General features: G+C 68.3%; 16 protein-coding genes. 7 read left to right on the forward strand and 9 right to left on the reverse strand.

The features are described 5' to 3' along the window. Positions 1-238 precede the first annotated feature (238 nt). Together ACQY76_RS01470 and ACQY76_RS01475 are read right to left on the reverse strand one after the other, a co-directional pair. Complete coding sequence (locus ACQY76_RS01470; protein ID WP_428031154.1) at positions 239-1,714, reverse strand: hypothetical protein; 1,476 nt, start codon at positions 1,712-1,714, stop codon at positions 239-241. A gap of 28 nt (positions 1,715-1,742) precedes the next feature. Beyond that, a complete protein-coding gene (locus tag ACQY76_RS01475) occupies positions 1,743-3,035 on the reverse strand; it encodes an adenylosuccinate synthase (RefSeq protein WP_428031155.1) in 1,293 nt (430 codons plus the stop codon). A 293-nt stretch (positions 3,036-3,328) separates the two neighbouring features. Between ACQY76_RS01475 and ACQY76_RS01480 the strand changes: the two genes are divergently transcribed. Then, on the forward strand, positions 3,329-4,228 hold the full coding sequence (locus ACQY76_RS01480; protein ID WP_428031156.1) for a VOC family protein: 900 nt from the start codon (positions 3,329-3,331) through the stop codon (positions 4,226-4,228). A gap of 140 nt (positions 4,229-4,368) precedes the next feature. After that, on the forward strand, positions 4,369-5,337 hold the full coding sequence (locus ACQY76_RS01485; protein WP_428031157.1) for a DMT family transporter: 969 nt from the start codon (positions 4,369-4,371) through the stop codon (positions 5,335-5,337). Here ACQY76_RS01485 and ACQY76_RS01490 read toward each other — a convergent pair. Beyond that, on the reverse strand, positions 5,278-6,117 hold the full coding sequence (locus tag ACQY76_RS01490) for a GNAT family N-acetyltransferase (RefSeq protein ID WP_428031158.1): 840 nt from the start codon (positions 6,115-6,117) through the stop codon (positions 5,278-5,280). The two genes, ACQY76_RS01485 and ACQY76_RS01490, sit on opposite strands and share 60 nt — an antisense overlap. A 34-nt stretch (positions 6,118-6,151) precedes the next feature. Here ACQY76_RS01490 and ACQY76_RS01495 point away from each other — a divergent pair, with 34 nt between their 5' ends. Beyond that, entirely contained in the window at positions 6,152-6,673 is a 522-nt protein-coding gene (locus tag ACQY76_RS01495; protein WP_428031159.1) for an ion channel, read from the forward strand. Here the strand turns inward: ACQY76_RS01495 and ACQY76_RS01500 are convergent. From ACQY76_RS01500 to ACQY76_RS01510, 3 genes are read right to left on the reverse strand one after another with little or no spacing between them, the layout of a single operon-like run. Then, a complete protein-coding gene (locus ACQY76_RS01500; RefSeq protein ID WP_428031160.1) occupies positions 6,613-6,975 on the reverse strand; it encodes an MliC family protein in 363 nt (120 codons plus the stop codon). The two genes, ACQY76_RS01495 and ACQY76_RS01500, sit on opposite strands and share 61 nt — an antisense overlap. Before the next feature lie 4 nt (positions 6,976-6,979). Further along, complete coding sequence (gene puuE / locus ACQY76_RS01505; protein WP_428031161.1) at positions 6,980-7,906, reverse strand: allantoinase PuuE; 927 nt, start codon at positions 7,904-7,906, stop codon at positions 6,980-6,982. 59 nt (positions 7,907-7,965) lie between these two features. Further along, positions 7,966-8,628, reverse strand: a complete 663-nt coding sequence (locus ACQY76_RS01510; RefSeq protein ID WP_428031162.1) for a TetR/AcrR family transcriptional regulator — start codon at positions 8,626-8,628, stop codon at positions 7,966-7,968. A 54-nt stretch (positions 8,629-8,682) separates the two neighbouring features. Here ACQY76_RS01510 and ACQY76_RS01515 point away from each other — a divergent pair, with 54 nt between their 5' ends. Both ACQY76_RS01515 and eda read left to right on the forward strand, forming a co-directional pair. Beyond that, the gene (locus ACQY76_RS01515; protein WP_428031163.1) at positions 8,683-9,516 is read left to right on the forward strand and encodes an oxidoreductase; all 834 of its coding nucleotides are present in this window, start codon (positions 8,683-8,685) and stop codon (positions 9,514-9,516) included. A 169-nt stretch (positions 9,517-9,685) separates the two neighbouring features. Then, positions 9,686-10,333, forward strand: coding sequence for a bifunctional 4-hydroxy-2-oxoglutarate aldolase/2-dehydro-3-deoxy-phosphogluconate aldolase (gene eda, locus ACQY76_RS01520; protein ID WP_428031164.1), 648 nt, complete (start codon positions 9,686-9,688; stop codon positions 10,331-10,333). A 201-nt stretch (positions 10,334-10,534) separates the two neighbouring features. Here eda and ACQY76_RS01525 read toward each other — a convergent pair whose 3' ends face one another. The 3 genes from ACQY76_RS01525 to ACQY76_RS01535 form a co-directional block, all read right to left on the reverse strand. Further along, positions 10,535-10,762 carry a DUF1902 domain-containing protein gene (locus tag ACQY76_RS01525; RefSeq protein WP_428031165.1) on the reverse strand — a complete coding sequence of 76 codons (228 nt, stop codon included), beginning with the start codon at positions 10,760-10,762 and terminating at the stop codon, positions 10,535-10,537. 76 nt (positions 10,763-10,838) lie between these two features. Further along, positions 10,839-12,425, reverse strand: coding sequence for a phosphoglycerate dehydrogenase (serA, locus tag ACQY76_RS01530; RefSeq protein WP_428031166.1), 1,587 nt, complete (start codon positions 12,423-12,425; stop codon positions 10,839-10,841). Between the two features lie 242 nt (positions 12,426-12,667). Then, positions 12,668-13,843: a phosphoserine transaminase gene (locus tag ACQY76_RS01535; RefSeq protein ID WP_428031167.1), complete on the reverse strand. Its 1,176-nt coding sequence runs from the start codon at positions 13,841-13,843 to the stop codon at positions 12,668-12,670. Between the two features lie 332 nt (positions 13,844-14,175). On the opposite strand from ACQY76_RS01535, the gene ACQY76_RS01540 reads away from it, so the two are divergent. Beyond that, positions 14,176-14,781 carry a hypothetical protein gene (locus ACQY76_RS01540; RefSeq protein WP_428031168.1) on the forward strand — a complete coding sequence of 202 codons (606 nt, stop codon included), beginning with the start codon at positions 14,176-14,178 and terminating at the stop codon, positions 14,779-14,781. 275 nt (positions 14,782-15,056) lie between these two features. Beyond that, on the forward strand, positions 15,057-15,503 hold the full coding sequence (locus tag ACQY76_RS01545; RefSeq protein ID WP_428031169.1) for an invasion associated locus B family protein: 447 nt from the start codon (positions 15,057-15,059) through the stop codon (positions 15,501-15,503). Positions 15,504-15,556: the final 53 nt, after the last annotated feature.

Here is a 15,556-nt window from a genome sequence, read left to right on the forward strand (position 1 = left end):
GACGTATCTGGTATACCTAATGCCATATACCACCCCCGCATCGGGCGCATGACAATGACCATGGGGCATCCGCGCAGGTGAAGCCATGCGCCGAAGGTCCGGGCCGGAAGGTCGAGGCCGGGAAGGTCAGCGCGCGGAAGGCGAGACGCGGCACCTCGTCCTCTTATGAGCCCGGAACGCAAAAGGGGAAGCGAAACGCTTCCCCTTCGGCCGTCAACCAGGGCGAGTTGCCCGATGATCAGTTCTGGTTCTGCTGCGGCGGGCCCACGGGCAGGCCCCACGCCGTGAAGGCCTCGCGGAACGCCTCATTGCCCGCGCCGCCCTTTTCCAGCACCAGGATGGCGCGGCGGCCATTCTCGAACACCAGCGGCAGGTCGAGCCAGTTGCGGGTGATGATGAAGCCGAGATTGCGCTGCACATCCGTGTCGAGCGAGGACAATCCGACCAGGAAGTAGTTCGGCGCCACCCGCACGGCGAGGCCGACCAGCGGCGCGCCCTGCGCTCCCTCGGAGGCCTTGGCGCGCATGCCCGGCACGCTGGAGATGTTGCCGAGATCGAAGCCGGACGGCAGCTTGAACTGCACCTCGATGATATGCGAGGCGGGAATGCTCGGATCCTGGTTGCGGCGGAAGGTCAGCGTGGCGGTGATGTTGCGGGCCGGGATGGAGATTTCCGCCCGCACGCCGACATCCGCCGGCTGGCCCGCACTGGCGCTCGCGCTCTCTGTGCTCCACACGACATTGCCGACATATTGCTGCAGGCCCTGCTCGCCGCCGCCGGCGCTCTCCTCGAACAGCACGGCGCGCGGGTCGGCGCCGATGGCCGAGCCCGATGCGCCGCCCGTCTGTGCCCCGCCCGCCTGCGAGGCACCGCTCGGCGCCGGCGCGGCGTCGTCGGCAGCCTGGACAATGCGGTCGGTCGACTTCGGCGCATCGGTCGACGCAGGAGCGGCCGGGGCCCGCGCGGACGGCGAGGGCGAGGCAGAACCGCCGCCCTTGATGAGCCCGACGATGGTCTCGCGCTGGGTATAGCCGACGACGCCGCCGGCAATCAGCAGCAGCGCGAAGACGAGGATGGCGAACAGCCGCCCCTTGCCGCCGCCGGAGGGCGCCTCCTCGGCGAGAACCTGCTCGGAAGCGGCCTCTTGCTCGACCTCGCGGGCGTGGGAGGCCACCTCTTCGGCCTCCCGCTCGCGCACGAGCCGGGCCGCCTCGCTGCGCCAGTCCGACGCGCCGCCGGCGCTGCGGGTCGGCACGAGGCCGGCCGCCACGGCTTCGGCTTCGGTGGGGTGGAAACCGGAGACCGGCTCGATGGGCCGCTCCGGCTGACGCGTGGAATAGGCAGGCTGAGGCGCGCTCGCGGCAACCACTGCGGCCGGCGTGACAGGCGGCGAAGGCGCAATGGGCGGCGGCGCGGAAAGCGGCTGCCGCGTCACCGGCGGCGCCGCGGGAGGAGTGGGTTGCGGCGCGGGCGGATTGGGAATCCGGGCTGCGGGCGCCCCGCTACCGGCGAATTCCGCCTCGACCCTGTCGATCGCCGTCTCCAGCGACTGCCGCTCCCGCGCCACGTCGGGCTCGGAAAGCGGCGGATCGACGGCGGTCAGCTGCGCGAGAAGCGCCCGCCGGGCCCGCTCGTAGACAGCCTTGCGGGCCTCCCCGGACTTTTCGGGAAGGCCGCCGATAGCGCGAGCGATGAGCGGGTAGTAGTCGGCCATGGGGGGCGATCGGATCTCGAGTGGAGGTCTAGGATTCGAAGGGATTCTTCATCAGGATCGTATCATCGCGTTCGGGGCTGGTGGACAGCAAAGCCACCGGGCAGCCGATCAGTTCCTCGATGAGACGCACATACTTCACCGCCTCGGCCGGCAGATCAGCCCAGGAACGGGCGCCCGCCGTCGATTCGGTCCAGCCCTCGATGGTCTCGTAGATCGGCTCCACCCGCGCCTGGGCGTCCTGCCCGGAGGGGAAGTAGTCGATCTCGCGGCCGTCGAGGCGGTAGCGGGTGCACACCTTCAGTTCGGTGAAGCCGTCCAGCACGTCGAGCTTGGTCAGGGCGATGCCGTTGATGCCGGAGGTGCGCACCGTCTGGCGCACCAGCGCGGCGTCGAACCAGCCGCAGCGACGCGGCCGCCCGGTCACGGTGCCGAACTCGCGGCCCCGCTCGCCGATACGGCGGCCGGTGTCGTCATGCAGTTCGGTCGGGAACGGGCCCTCGCCGACGCGAGTGGTGTAGGCCTTGGTTATGCCGAGCACATAGCCGATCGCGCCCGGGCCGAGGCCGGAACCCGTCGCTGCCTGCGCCGCCACCGTGTTGGACGAGGTGACGAAGGGATAGGTGCCATGGTCGACATCGAGCAGCGCGCCCTGCGCGCCCTCGAACAGGATCTTGGCGCCGCGCCGGCGCTCGTCGTCGAGCAAGGCCCACGCGCGGTCCATATAGGGCAGCACCTTCGGCGCAACCTCGATCAGCTCGTCGCGCAGCCGCGCGGCATCGACTTCCTCGATCCCGAGCCCGCGGCGCAGCGCGTTGTGGTGCGCCAGCAGGCGGTCGATCTTGGCGTCGAGCGTCTCGGGCGAAGCGAGGTCCACGAGGCGGATGGCGCGGCGGCCGACCTTGTCCTCATAGGCCGGGCCGATGCCCCGCTTGGTGGTGCCGATCTTGGTGCCGGCGGAGGCGTTCTCGCGAATGGCATCGAGTTCGCGGTGCAGCGGCAGGATGAGCGCGACCGTCTCCGCCACGCGCAGCCGCTCGGGCGTCACTTCCACACCCTGCCCGCTGATCCGCGTGATTTCGTCCACCAGCGCCCACGGGTCCAGCACGACACCGTTGCCGATTACCGAAAGACGGGCGCCGCGCACCACGCCGGAAGGCAGCAGCGACAGCTTGTAGGTTTTATCGCCGACGACCAGCGTATGGCCGGCATTATGGCCGCCCTGGAAGCGGACGACGACGTCCGCTTGCTCGCTGAGCCAATCGACAATCTTACCCTTACCCTCGTCGCCCCATTGGGAACCGACGACGACCACATTCGCCACGAGCCACGCTCCTGATTGCGAGGCGGGGTCCGGCGGCGTGCCGTGCCCGCGCACAGACAAAACCCCGGCGAAACGTCCGACCGGGGCTGCATCGTCTTAAGGTATGAGTCCGGGTGAGGCAAGAACGCAGCGGGCGCCCCCTTATGTTCGCCCGCAGCGCAGGCGCCGGGCGCGGATGGCAGAGCGGCCTTGCACGCCTGCAATCACGAGGTGATTGAACCCTTGCCCGGCCTGAGCGACGGTGAGTCTCGGCATCCGCGCGTGTAGTTTCCGCATGCCGTCAAGGAGCAATCATGAGCACGACCACCCGCAGCGCGTCCCCCTCCACCCAGGCGGGCGCGACCCTTCCGGCAAACCTCGGCATGGGGGCGGTGCGCCTGCGCGTACATGACGCGGCGCGCGCTGCGGCTTTCTACACTGGAACGGTAGGCCTCAGCCTGCTTGGCGAGAACGCGGATGGCAGCCTGCGTCTCGGCGCCGGCGGGCAACCCCTCGTCGAACTGGTCGGCGCTCCCGCCGCCGGCCCGCGCCCGCACGGCAGCACCGGCCTTTTCCATCTCGCCCTCCTGGTGCCCGACCGCGCCGCCCTTGCCGTCGTGCTGCGCCGGCTGGTGGCGAAAGGCGTGCGTCTGGGCGCCTCCGACCATCTGGTGAGCGAGGCGCTCTATCTCGACGACCCCGATGGCAACGGCATCGAGATCTATCGCGACCGCCCGGCCGCCGACTGGCGCTGGGATGGCGCGACGGTGGCGATGGCGACCCAGCCTCTCGATCTGCGCAATCTTCTGCAGGAAAGCCCCGAAGCGGTGCCGCTGGACGCGCCGATGCCCGAGGGCACCCGCATGGGGCATGTCCATCTCCAGGTCGGCGATCTCGCCGCCGCCCGCCGCTTCTATGTCGACGATTTCGGTTTCGACGTGACGACGGATCGCTACCCCGGCGCGTTGTTCGTCAGCGCCGGTGGCTACCATCATCATCTCGGGCTGAACATCTGGCAGAGCCGGGGCGGCCGCCCGGCTGCCGCCGACAGCGTCGGGTTGATCGCGTTCGAGGTGCTGCTGCCGGATGCCGCGTCGGTGGAAGCGGTGCGCGGGCGGCTGGCGGCGGCGGGGCATGTGCTCACGCCCCACGCGCACGGCTTCACCGTCGCCGATCCCTGGGGCAACCGTCTGCACCTGCGCGCGCGGGACTGAGAGCGTCCCGCCTTCCCCCGCCTGCCGTCCATCGCCTGCGCGAGGCGATGGATCAGAAGATTTCATGGCTGCGGCGATGCCGCCGGGGCGAATTTGCTTTAGAGCGTGGGCGGGCCATCCGTTCCCACCCGGCCGCAGCCATGTTCCGTCGCCTGCTCGACGCGCCCTATCTTCTGCTCACCCTCGTGCCGCTCTTCTGGGCGGGCAATATCGTGATGGGCCGCCATGTCGCCGGGCACGTGCCGCCGGCGAGCCTTGGCTGGCTGCGCTGGGCGCTGGCGGTGATGATCCTGCTGCCTTTCGCCTGGCAGGCGATGCGGGCGGACTGGCCGCTGATGCGGCGGCACTGGAAACTGGTCGGCGTCCTGTCGCTCACCGGCATCACCCTGTTCAACACCATGCAGTATCACGCGCTGCAGTTCACGCCGGCGCTCAACGCGCTGCTGATCCAGTCGACAGGCCCGCTGCTCATCGCCTTCTGGTCACTCATCCTCAATGGCGAGCGGCTCTCTCTTGGACAGGCATTCGGCATCGGCCTGTCGCTGCTGGGCGTGCTCACCATCATCTGCCGCGGCGACCCGGCGGTGCTGGTCAGCATCGGGTTCAACCAGGGCGATGTCTGGATGGTCGCCGCGATGGTCGTCTATGGCGTTTATTCGGCGCTGCTGGCGCGCCGGCCCGCCTTCTCGCAACTCGGCTTTCTCGGCTTCAGCCTGGGCCTCGGCGCGGTGCTGCTCACGCCGCTCTTCGTCGCCGAGCGTCTGGTGAGCCCGCCGCTGGTGTTTGACGCGAAGGCGCTCACCGCCATTGGCTATGTCGCGGTGTTCCCCTCGGTGCTGGCCTATCTGTTCTTCAACCGTGGCGTCCAGCTGGTAGGCCCCAACCGCGCCGCGCCGTTCTTTCACCTGATGCCGGTCTTCGGCTCGGCGCTGGCCATCGTGTTCCTCGGGGAGCGCCCGCATCTCTACCACGCCGCCGGCTATGCGCTGGTGCTGGCCGGGGTGGTCACCGCCACGCTATGGGCGCCGAAAACCGGCCATCGCGCGCCCTCACCCGAGCTCGAAGCTGGTGACCCCATAGAGGAGCTCCAGCGCCACCGGCCGGATTGAGCCGGTATACATCCGCGCGGTCTCGAAGACGGGGCTGAGCGCGTGGCGGCGGGCCAGCGCGAGGGCCGGCGCGTTCGGCTCGGGAATGTCGAGCACGATCGGCGCGTTGCCGGCCCCCGCCCGCAGCGCGCGAAAAATCTCCTCTGCCACGCCCTCATCCTCGGCGACCAGCGGACCGATCTTCCAGCCCTCCAGTGCCGGGCGCACCACACCCCACCCCGCAAGCCGGCCCTCGCGCAGCACCGCCCGCCCGGCATGGCCCGGCGCGGAAAGCCAGGCCTTGAGGAAAGCCGCGCGGCCGGCCGGAAACACCGCCGCATCGCTGGCCGCCACCGCCTCGAAGGGAATCCCCGCCAGATCGACCGTGCCCCCGGCCTCGCCCGGTTCCGGCGTTCCCGCGAAGCGGATGTTGCGATGGGCGAAGACGAAGCCCTGCCGCGCATAGTTCGCCTGCTGCGCCAGCACCCCGTCGAGGCCGATGGTCCGCGTGCCGGCATGGGCGAGGCCGGCCTGCCACAGGCGAAAGCCGATTCCCTGCCCGCGCAGGTCCGGCCGTACGATGTAGAAACCAAGAAAGGCGAAGCGCGCGTCGTAATTCACCACCGAGATCACTGCCGCTGGCGCGCCCTCGATTTCCGCCATCAGGAAGCCGCCGGGATCGACCGTCGCGAAGCAGGCGGCATCGCCGCAGCCCGGATTCCACCCCTCCGCCGCCGCCCAGGCGAGAGGCAGCTGGATTTCCGCCGCATTAAGCGCGCGAATGCTTAGATCCGCAGGCATTTACCCCTCCTCCGCCGCCCCCTGGGAGACCACGATGTTCTTCGATGAAGTCGCCATCGGCATCGTGACGATGTTGCTGGTCACGCTTGTCCATCTGATGGCCACCTATGTCCTCATCGACCATACCGACCCGTATGAGAACCTGCTGGCCCATCATCCGCGCTTCCGGCTGATGGTGGCGCTGGTCGTTGCCAATGTGGTGCTGCTGGCCGCCCATCTCGTGGAGGTCGGCATCTGGGCCGTCGTCTACGCCCAGAAGGGCTTGGTGGTGCATCACGAGGACGCCTACTACTCGGCCTTCGTCAACTACACCGCGCTCGGCTACGGCGATTCGCTGCAGCAGACGACAACGCGCCTGATCGGCCCGATGACGGCCGGCAGCGGCATCATGATGTTCGGCTGGACCACCGCTTTGCTGTTCCAGGTGATCCAGCGTCATCTCCCCGAAGTCCGGCGGCCGCCGCGCAAGCGTCCCGCCCATCGCGACGAGCCGGCTCAGGGTGTGGTGGAGCAGGAAGCGACCGGCGCCGCGTCCTCGCCCAAGGTCACGTCGTAGAGATCCGCCGTGTTGCCCTTGGTCCACCAGACATATTTGCCGGCGGCATAGCGGGCGCCCGAGGCGGCGAGGACGTTGGAGGCAACAAGGAATCCGCCCTTGAACGCCAGGCTCGCCAGCGCCACCGGCGGCGCGTTGAAATAGCGCGCCTCCACAGCGCCGAAGGTGCCGCAGGTGTAGTGCGCCTTGACGGTCTCGGCGCGGGCGCCCGCCGGCAGGGGAATGACGATCTCCCCCGCTTGCGCCACAGCGGGCGCCCCGGCGAGGACGAGGAGGGCGAAGAGGGCGTGGCGAAACTTCACGGCGTCACTCCTGAATCGGCGGCTTGTGGTGGGTGTGCCAGTGGCGGGCGATGTCGATGCGGCGCGGCACCCACACCCGGTCATGCCTCGCGATGTGGTCGAGAAAGCGCTGAAAGGCGAGGATGCGCCCCGGTCGCCCGACCAGCCGGCAATGCAGGCCGACGCTCATCATCTTCGGCGCCTCCGCCCCTTCCGCGTAGAGCGCATCGAAGGTGTCGCGCAGATAGGCGAAGAACGGGTCGCCATAGTTGAACCCGGCAGGTATCGCGAAGCGCATGTCGTTGGTGTCGAGCGTGTAGGGAATGCTCAGATGCGGCCCGCGCGGCCCCTCCACCCAGAATGGCAGGTCGTCGGAATAGATGTCGGAATCATAGAGAAAGCCCCCCTCCTCCATGACGATGCGGCGCGTATGCGCGGAGGTGCGCCCGGTGTACCAGCCGAGTGGGCGCTCGCCGGTGATCTCCGTATGCAGCCGCATTGTCGTCTCGAAGTCGGCCTTCTCGGCCTCATAGGAATGGTCGCGGTAATCGATCCATTTCAGCCCATGGCTGGCGATTTCCCAGTCCGCCTCCTTCATCGCGGCGACGGCGTCGGGGTTGCGCGCCATGGCGGTGGCCACGCCATAGACTGTGACCGGCAGGCCGCGCGAGGTGAACAGCCGCCACAGCCGCCAGAAGCCGGCGCGCGAGCCATATTCGTAGATCGACTCCATGTTCATGTGCCGCTGCCCCGGCCAGGGCTGGGCGCCGACGATCTCGGACAGGAAGGCTTCGGAAGCCGCGTCGCCGTGGAGGATGCAGTTCTCGCCGCCCTCCTCGTAATTGATCACGAACTGTACGGCGATCCGCGCCCCGCCCGGCCATTTCGGGTCAGGCGGGTTGCGCCCATAGCCGATCATGTCGCGGGGATAGATGGAATCGGTCTTGAACATGGCTCACTCGGGTGCGGCGGTGTCGTCCGGGTCAGGCTAGGTCATGAACGCTGAAACGGCTAGGCGCCGCCGGGCCCGGTGAGCCCCACCGCATCGGCCGCGATGAGCGCAAGCAGCCGCGTGCGGTCGTCGGGTCCGCTGAAGCCGAGCAGCACCGCGGCCGCCGCCGCCCGCGCCTGCCGGCCGAGCAAGGCGTCGGCCAGTTCGCCCGCGGTCCAGAAGGACAGCACGCCCCGGAAAGCGACCGCGAGGTGACGCGGCAGCGCCTCGAGCGCCAGTGGCCGCGTGGCGGCGGGCAGGTCGTCGCCCGCGCCCAGTGCCTCGCCCCACCAAGCCCGCGAGCGTGCGGAAACATCGCCTGGCGGCTCGCCCGGGGCGCCAATGGCCGCCATGACCGCGCGGCTGACCATCGGCGTTTCCAGCATGACCGCGCTCGCAATGTCGACCGCCACGAGAACGCGTCCCACCGTCGCGGCCGGCAGCGCCGCCTCGGCCAGTTGCCCGCGCATGGCGTCGATGCGGCGCTCCGACAGGGCGAGCATGATGCCGGCCTTGCTGGCGAACTGGTTGAACGGCGTCGCGAAACTTACCCCCGCCTCCTCGGCGAGATCGCGCATCGAAAAGCCGGCGCCGCCCTGCCCGAGCAGGCGCTCGGCGGCATCGAGAATGCGCGCGCGCGTCGTTTGCTTCGGCCGCGCCGGCCGGGGCTTGCTTTGGTCCATATCGAAATTATATCATGATATAAGTTTGCGATCGATCAACAGCAGGGATCCGCCATGACCACCTCCAGAACCTTCCTTATCACCGGCGTTGCCTCCGGTCTTGGACGCGCCTTCGCCGCAGCCGCCCTCAATGCCGGACATCGGGTGATCGGCACGGTGCGCCGTCCGGCGGACGCGGAAGCCTTCGGCGCGGCGGAGCGCGCCACGCCGCTGCAACTCGACGTTACCGACTTTGCCGCCATAGCGGGGGCCGTCCGCGCCGCCGAGGGCGAGGCCGGGCCGGTGGACGTGCTGGTCAACAATGCCGGCTACGGCCATGAGGGCGCGCTCGAGGAATCCTCGATCGACGACCTTCAGCGCCAGTTCGCCGCCAATGTGTTTGGCCCGGTGGCGATGATGAAGGCCGTGCTGCCGGGCATGCGCGCGCGCCGGCGCGGGCACATCGTCAACGTCACCTCCATGGGCGGCTTCATCACCATGCCGGGCATCTCCTTCTACTGCGGCAGCAAATTCGCGCTGGAAGGAATTTCCGAATCGCTCGGCAAGGAGGTCGCCGGCTTCGGCATAAAGGTCACCGCCCTGGCGCCGGGCCAGTTCCGCACGGATTGGGCGGGGCGCTCCATGGACCGCACGCCGCGCAGTATCGCCGACTATGACGCGGTCATGGACCCGCTGCGGCTGGCCCGCCAGATCAAGAACGGCAGCCAGCCCGGCGACCCGGACAAGGCGGCGCAGGCCCTGCTCCAGCTCGTCGAAGCGGAGAACCCGCCGACACGGCTCTTTCTCGGCGAGGATGCGCTGGGTCTCGTCGCGCAGAAGCTGCAACAGATGCAAGCCGAAATCGCCGCCTGGGAAGAGCTCTCCCGCTCCACCAGTTTCGCGGCTTGAACAAAGCGCGCGCATCGAGCCGCCGACGCGTGTGCGGGGCGTGGGATGGGAGGCATTGCCCCGCACTGCACAAAACTTGCCGTCGGGTCTCGACAAGCCGGCGCCCGGCGGTCTTCATGTGGCAAGGAATTCCGTCCCTGATCTCGCCGAACTTCTTGCAAGGTGCCCGATGTCGCTCCCCGATCCCAGCCTGCTGCTCGCCCGCGCTCCCGTCGTTCCCGTCGTCACCGTGCCGAGTGTCGCCGCCGGCGTGAAGCTCGCGCGCGCATTGGCCGAGGGCGGGCTGCCGCTGATCGAGGTGACGCTGCGCACGCCGGCGGCACTGGAAGCCATCGCCGCCATCGCCGCCGAGGTGCCGGACGCCATTGTCGGCGCCGGCACGGTGACCCGGCCGGACCTGATCCAGAAATCCATCGACGCCGGCGCCCGCTTCCTCGTCAGCCCCGGCTGCCCGCCGGCCCTGGCCGAAGCGTTGGCGGAAGCGCCGGTGCCGGTCATGCCCGGCTGCGCCACCGCAACCGAGGCGATGGCGCTCCACGCCATGGGTTTTCCGGTGCTGAAGCTGTTCCCGGCCGAAGCGGTCGGCGGCGTCAATCTCCTGAAGTCGCTGGCCGGCCCGCTGCCGGACCTGCGCTTCTGCCCGACCGGCGGCATCGGCCCCGGCAATGTCGGCTCCTACCTCGCCCAGCCCAACGTGCTGGCGGTCGGCGGCTCGTGGGTGGCACCGAGCGAGGCGGTGACGATGGGGGACTGGGAACAGATCGTCGCGCTGGCCAAGGCCGCCGCCAAGCTCCACCGCGCCGCCTTCCCGATGTGAGCGGGAAGGTCAGAAGGCTTTGGGGAGACCCGCCTGTTTCAAAGTTTCATTCGCGGAGTGCCGCGACTTTGAGCCTGTATCGATAGACACCTTGCGACCGGTTTCCGGATTCAACCATATCTCATGGTTCGCCCTTGCCGGAGCGCAGGTGCTCATAACCGCTGTCCATCAGGATTCGTCGCAACGCCGGCCAAAAGGCGCTCATGCAGCGTCGCGCTTAACGTGATCCGATACCCGGGCGACGATCTCGATCGAAAATTCATCCGGCGCGTCGCCGAGTTCTTCCAGCATATCTGGAATGATCAATTTGAGGCGTTCCCGCAGCGCCTCGATCGACGGCGCCTCGGTGACCACGTTGACACTGTCGGCCACACCGACCCAGACGTCGACTTCGGGATCCCAGATCGCTTCGACTCGTACGACACGCATAGTATGAGCCCTCCCCCGGATGTCGGGCGCATGATCGCCCAACACCCAAGGTCCGTCAAAGACGCCGCGCCGTGGCTCAGAACGCCAGCGGCTTGGCCTGCTTCACCGAGGGAAGCTGCTGCACCTTGTCGAGCAGTTCGGTCGGCACCTTGCCGTCCACCTCGACCAGCGCGATGGCGTCGCCGCCCTGCCGGTCGCGGCCGAGCGCGAAGGTGGCGATGTTCAGCCCGGCATCGCCCAGCAGGCTGGCGAAGCGGCCGACGAAGCCCGGGCGGTCCTCATTGGTGACATAGAGCATGGAGGGCGCGAACTCGGCGTCCACCTTGATGCCCTTGATGTCGACGATGCGCGGGCGCCCATCCGCGAACACCGTGCCGGAGATGGAGCGCTCCATCTTGTCGGTGATGACGGTCAGGGTGATCAGGCTCTCATAATCGCCGGCGATCTCGCGGGTGGTCTCTTCCACCACGATACCGCGCTCCTTGGCGATGCTCGGCGCCGACACGACATTGATGTCGGCCAGCGCCGGGCGCAGCAGGCCGGCCACCGCCGCCGAGGTCAGCGCCTTGATCTTCAGGCTGGCCACCGCGCCGTCATAGGTGATGCGCACGGTCTGGATGTCGGTGTCGGTGAGCTGGCCGGCAAAGGAGCCGAGCTTTTCCGCCAGCTCGATGAAGGGCTTCAGCTTGGGGGCTTCCTCGGCCGTGATCGAGGGGAAGTTCACCGCGTTGGAGATGGCGCCCCGCAGCAGGTAGTCGCTCATCTGCTCGGCCACCTGCAGCGCGACATTCTCCTGCGCCTCGGTGGTGGAAGCGCCCAGATGCGGCGTGCAGATCACGTTGGGATGGCCGAAGAGCGGGTTCTCGGTCGCCGGCTCGGTGATGAACACGTCGAATGCCGCGCCCGCGACATGGCCGCTTTCCAGCGCGAGCGCCAGCGCCGCCTCGTCCACCAGCCCGCCGCGCGCGCAATTGATGATGCGCACGCCCTTCTTGGTCTTGGCGATCGCCTCGGCGGAAAGCACGTTGCGGGTCTTGTCGGTCAGCGGCGTGTGCAGGGTGATGACGTCGGCACGGGCGAGCAGATCGTCCAGTTCCACCTTCTCGACGCCAATATCCCTCGCGCGCTCGGGCGAGAGGAACGGGTCGAAGGCGACGACCTTCATCTTCAGGCCGAGCGCGCGGTCGGCGACGATGGAGCCGATATTGCCGCAGCCGATGATGCCCAGCGTCTTGGCGGTCAGCTCCACGCCCATGAAGCGGTTCTTCTCCCACTTGCCGGCCTGGGTGGACGCGTCGGCGGCGGGGATTTCGCGGGCCAGCGCGAACATCATGGCGATGGCGTGCTCGGCGGTGGTGATGGAGTTGCCGAATGGCGTGTTCATCACGATCACGCCCTTGGCGGTGGCGGCCGGGATGTCGACATTGTCGACGCCGATGCCGGCGCGCCCCACCACTTTCAGCCGCGTGGCGTTGGCGAGGATCTTCGGCGTCACCTTGGTGGCGGAGCGGATGGCGAGACCATCATAATTGCCGATGATCTCGGCAAGCTTGTCCTTGTCCTTGCCCAGCGCCGGCTGGAAGTCGACCTCGATGCCGCGATCCTTGAAGATCTGTACGGCGGCGGGGGAGAGAGCGTCGGAAATGAGAACGCGGGGAGCCATGGGCTTCATCCTGTTCGGGAAGGTTGAGTGCTACCCGCACAGCACGGGCAAGGAAAACACGGGAAAAGAACGAGGCGTCCCGCCGCTGGCGGGAGAGGACGACGAAGCGTTCATGGGCCATTGGCTCGGAAGCGAGCGACGGTGAGACGCGGCCGGGAGAGAGAGCCATTCACCGTCGAAAGCGGGAGCCAATGCCCCTTCGCCGTCCCCTTGCGTCAGCGGCGGGAACAACGCGAAGGGGTTCAGGCGGCCTGCTTGAGACCCGCCTTGGCGCTGGCGAAGGCCCAGTCGAGCCAGGGCAGCAGCGCCTCGAGATCGTAGGCCTCCACCGTGGCGCCCGCCCAGATGCGCAGGCCCGCCGGCGCGTCGCGATAGGCGCCGATGTCATAGGCGACGCCGGCCTTTTCCAGCGCGGCCGCTAGCGCCTTGGCGAAGGCCGCCTGCGCGTCCGGCGCCAGCGCCTTCACCTCGGGGTCGGCGACCACCAGGCACACGCTGGTGTTGGAGCGGGTCTCCGGCACCTTGGCCAGGAAGTCGATCCACGGCGTCTTCGCCACATAATCGGCGAGCACCTTGAAGTTGGCGTCCGAGCGGGCGCGCAGGCCCTTGAGGCCGCCAACCGCCTTCGACCAGTTCAGCGCGTCGATATAGTCCTCGACGCAGAGCATGGACGGAGTGTTGATGGTCTCGCCTTCGAACGTGCCCTCGATCAGCTTGCCGCCCTTGGTCAGGCGGAAGATCTTCGGCAGCGGCCAGGCCGGCACATAGCTTTCCAGCCGCTCGACCGCGCGGGGGCTGAGCACCAGCATGCCGTGCGCCGCCTCGCCGCCCAGCACCTTCTGCCAGCTATAGGTCACGACATCGAGCTTGGCCCAGTCGAGGTCCTGCGCGAACACCGCCGAGGTGGCGTCGCAGATGGTCAGGCCCTGCCGCCCGGCGGGAATGAAGTCGGCGTTCGGCACGCGCACACCGGAGGTGGTGCCGTTCCAGGTGAAGACCACGTCATGGTCGAAATTCACCTGGGTGAGATCGGGCAGTTCGCCGTAGGCCGATTTGAGGACGCGGGCGTCCTTGAGCTTCAGCTGCTTGACGACATCCGTCACCCAGCCTTCGCCGAAGCTCTCCCACGCCAGCAGGTCGACCGGGCGGGCGCCCAGCAGCGACCACAGCGCCATCTCGACCGCGCCGGTGTCGGAGGCGGGAACGATGGCGATACGGTAGTCTGCGGGGATTTCGAGAATGTCGCGGGTGAGGTCGATGGCGAGCTTCAGCTTCGCCTTGCCGACCTTGGCACGGTGCGAGCGACCGAGCGGTGCATCGCTCAAGGCCTCAAGCGACCAACCGGGACGCTTGGCACAGGGGCCGGACGAGAAATTAGGATTGGCCGGCTTCACAGCCGGCTGCGCGGTATTCGTCATGATAGCCATCCTTCCAGATGGGAGCCCCTCGGTGGGGAGGGGTAGCCCGAGCCGGGAAGTACTCCCGCGGACGGGGAAACGCAAGAGGGGATTCGGCGGCGCGTTGCGCGGGTGATGGAAGCACCATCGGGCACGCGCCCCTGCCATGCCGGCCGCCGCGACAGCCCGCCGCCTCCTTGCAAATTTCCCTAGCGTCGCCCGCCGCAATCGTCACACTTACCGCCGTGCGCAGGGCCCCTCGCCGGAGGGCGGCGCGCAACGACATGCCGGGGGAAGCCGTCCACGCTTCCATCCGGCATCGGCGGGACGGACAGCACCAAGAAGGACGCACTATGACTTCGATCGAAACCCTGGACGACGTCACGACGGAATATAGCGAGCGCGAAGCCGTCGCTGTCTTCAGCACCGAGGCCGCGCTTCACGCCGCGGTCGATTCGCTGCTGCAGCTTGGCCTCGAAGAGAGCGACATGAGCGTTCTGGGCGCGCACGGCGCCTTCTCCCTCAAGCCGCTCAGCGAGATCGAGGATTCCGGCGATTCGGTGCGCAGCGCCTATGTGCCGGCGGATGATCGCGCGGAAGGCATGGCCGCGCTGGTCGGCAGCCCCGCGCTGGTGGCCGGCCTGTGCGCCGCCCTCGTCGTCGGCACCGGCGGCGCCGCGCTCATTCCCGCCATCGCGGTCACCGCCGGCAGCACGGCGGCCGGCGGCATGGTGGGCCTCATCCTGGCCCGCGCCTTTGGCCGCAAGCACGCCGCCTTTATCGAGCGCCAGATCGGCGATGGCGGCCTGCTCCTGTGGGTGCATGCCCCCGACGCCGACAAGGACGCCGAGATCGGCGAGATTCTCACGTCGAAGGGCGGGCGCGACGTACATTTCCACACCGTCACCCGCCAGTGGACGCTGCACGGCCTGCAGCCGGACCCGCTGCTGCGCGCCTGAGCGCCGCACGCCTCTCTAGGCCTTCGAAAGCGACGGGCGGCCCTGCGGGGGCGCCCGTTTTCATGTGGCGGAAGGCGCGGCGCGCGCCCCCGAATGCGGCCTCAACCGGGCACGATGTCCTCATTGTGATCGCGATTTTGCCCCGCGCCTTAACGCTGTCTTAACGCGACGCGACAAGTCTCCTGCGCTGAACTACAGACGAGAGGAGGCTTTCCCGCATGATTGGACGGACCGCCATCGCACTGAGTGTGATGTTTTTTGCCGCGACCGGCGCTATGGCTGCCACGCCGACAGCTCTGGGCGAGTACAAGGACTGGAGCGCCTGGCGCTTCAACGCCAGTGGCAAGTCGCAATGCTATGCGATCAGCGCCCCGACAGCGAAACAACCCGAGCGCCTTGCCCATGGCGATGTGACATTCTTCGTCACCGCGCTGGACGGCACGGCCCAGCGCACCGAGGTCAGCTTCCAGACCGGCTATGAATTCGCCAGCGGTTCGCAGGTTGTCGCCAGCATCGGCGACGACACGTTCACGCTGATGACCGAGGGCAACAGCGCGTGGCTGCGCCGGGCCGAGCGCGAGGCCGCCTTTCTCGAAGCCATGCGCGGCGGCAGCGAGATGAATATCAGCGCCACGTCGCGCCGGGGAAACGAGACCAGCTACGTGTTCTCGCTCAATGGCGCCACGGCGGCCACCAACGCCATCCTGCAGCGCTGCCGCTGAAAGGCGCGACGTAAGGAATGAGGGGCACGCCCCCTCATTCGCTGGCGCGGGAA

Source organism: Ancylobacter sp. (assembly GCF_965279025.1).
Lineage (GTDB): Bacteria > Pseudomonadota > Alphaproteobacteria > Rhizobiales > Xanthobacteraceae > Ancylobacter.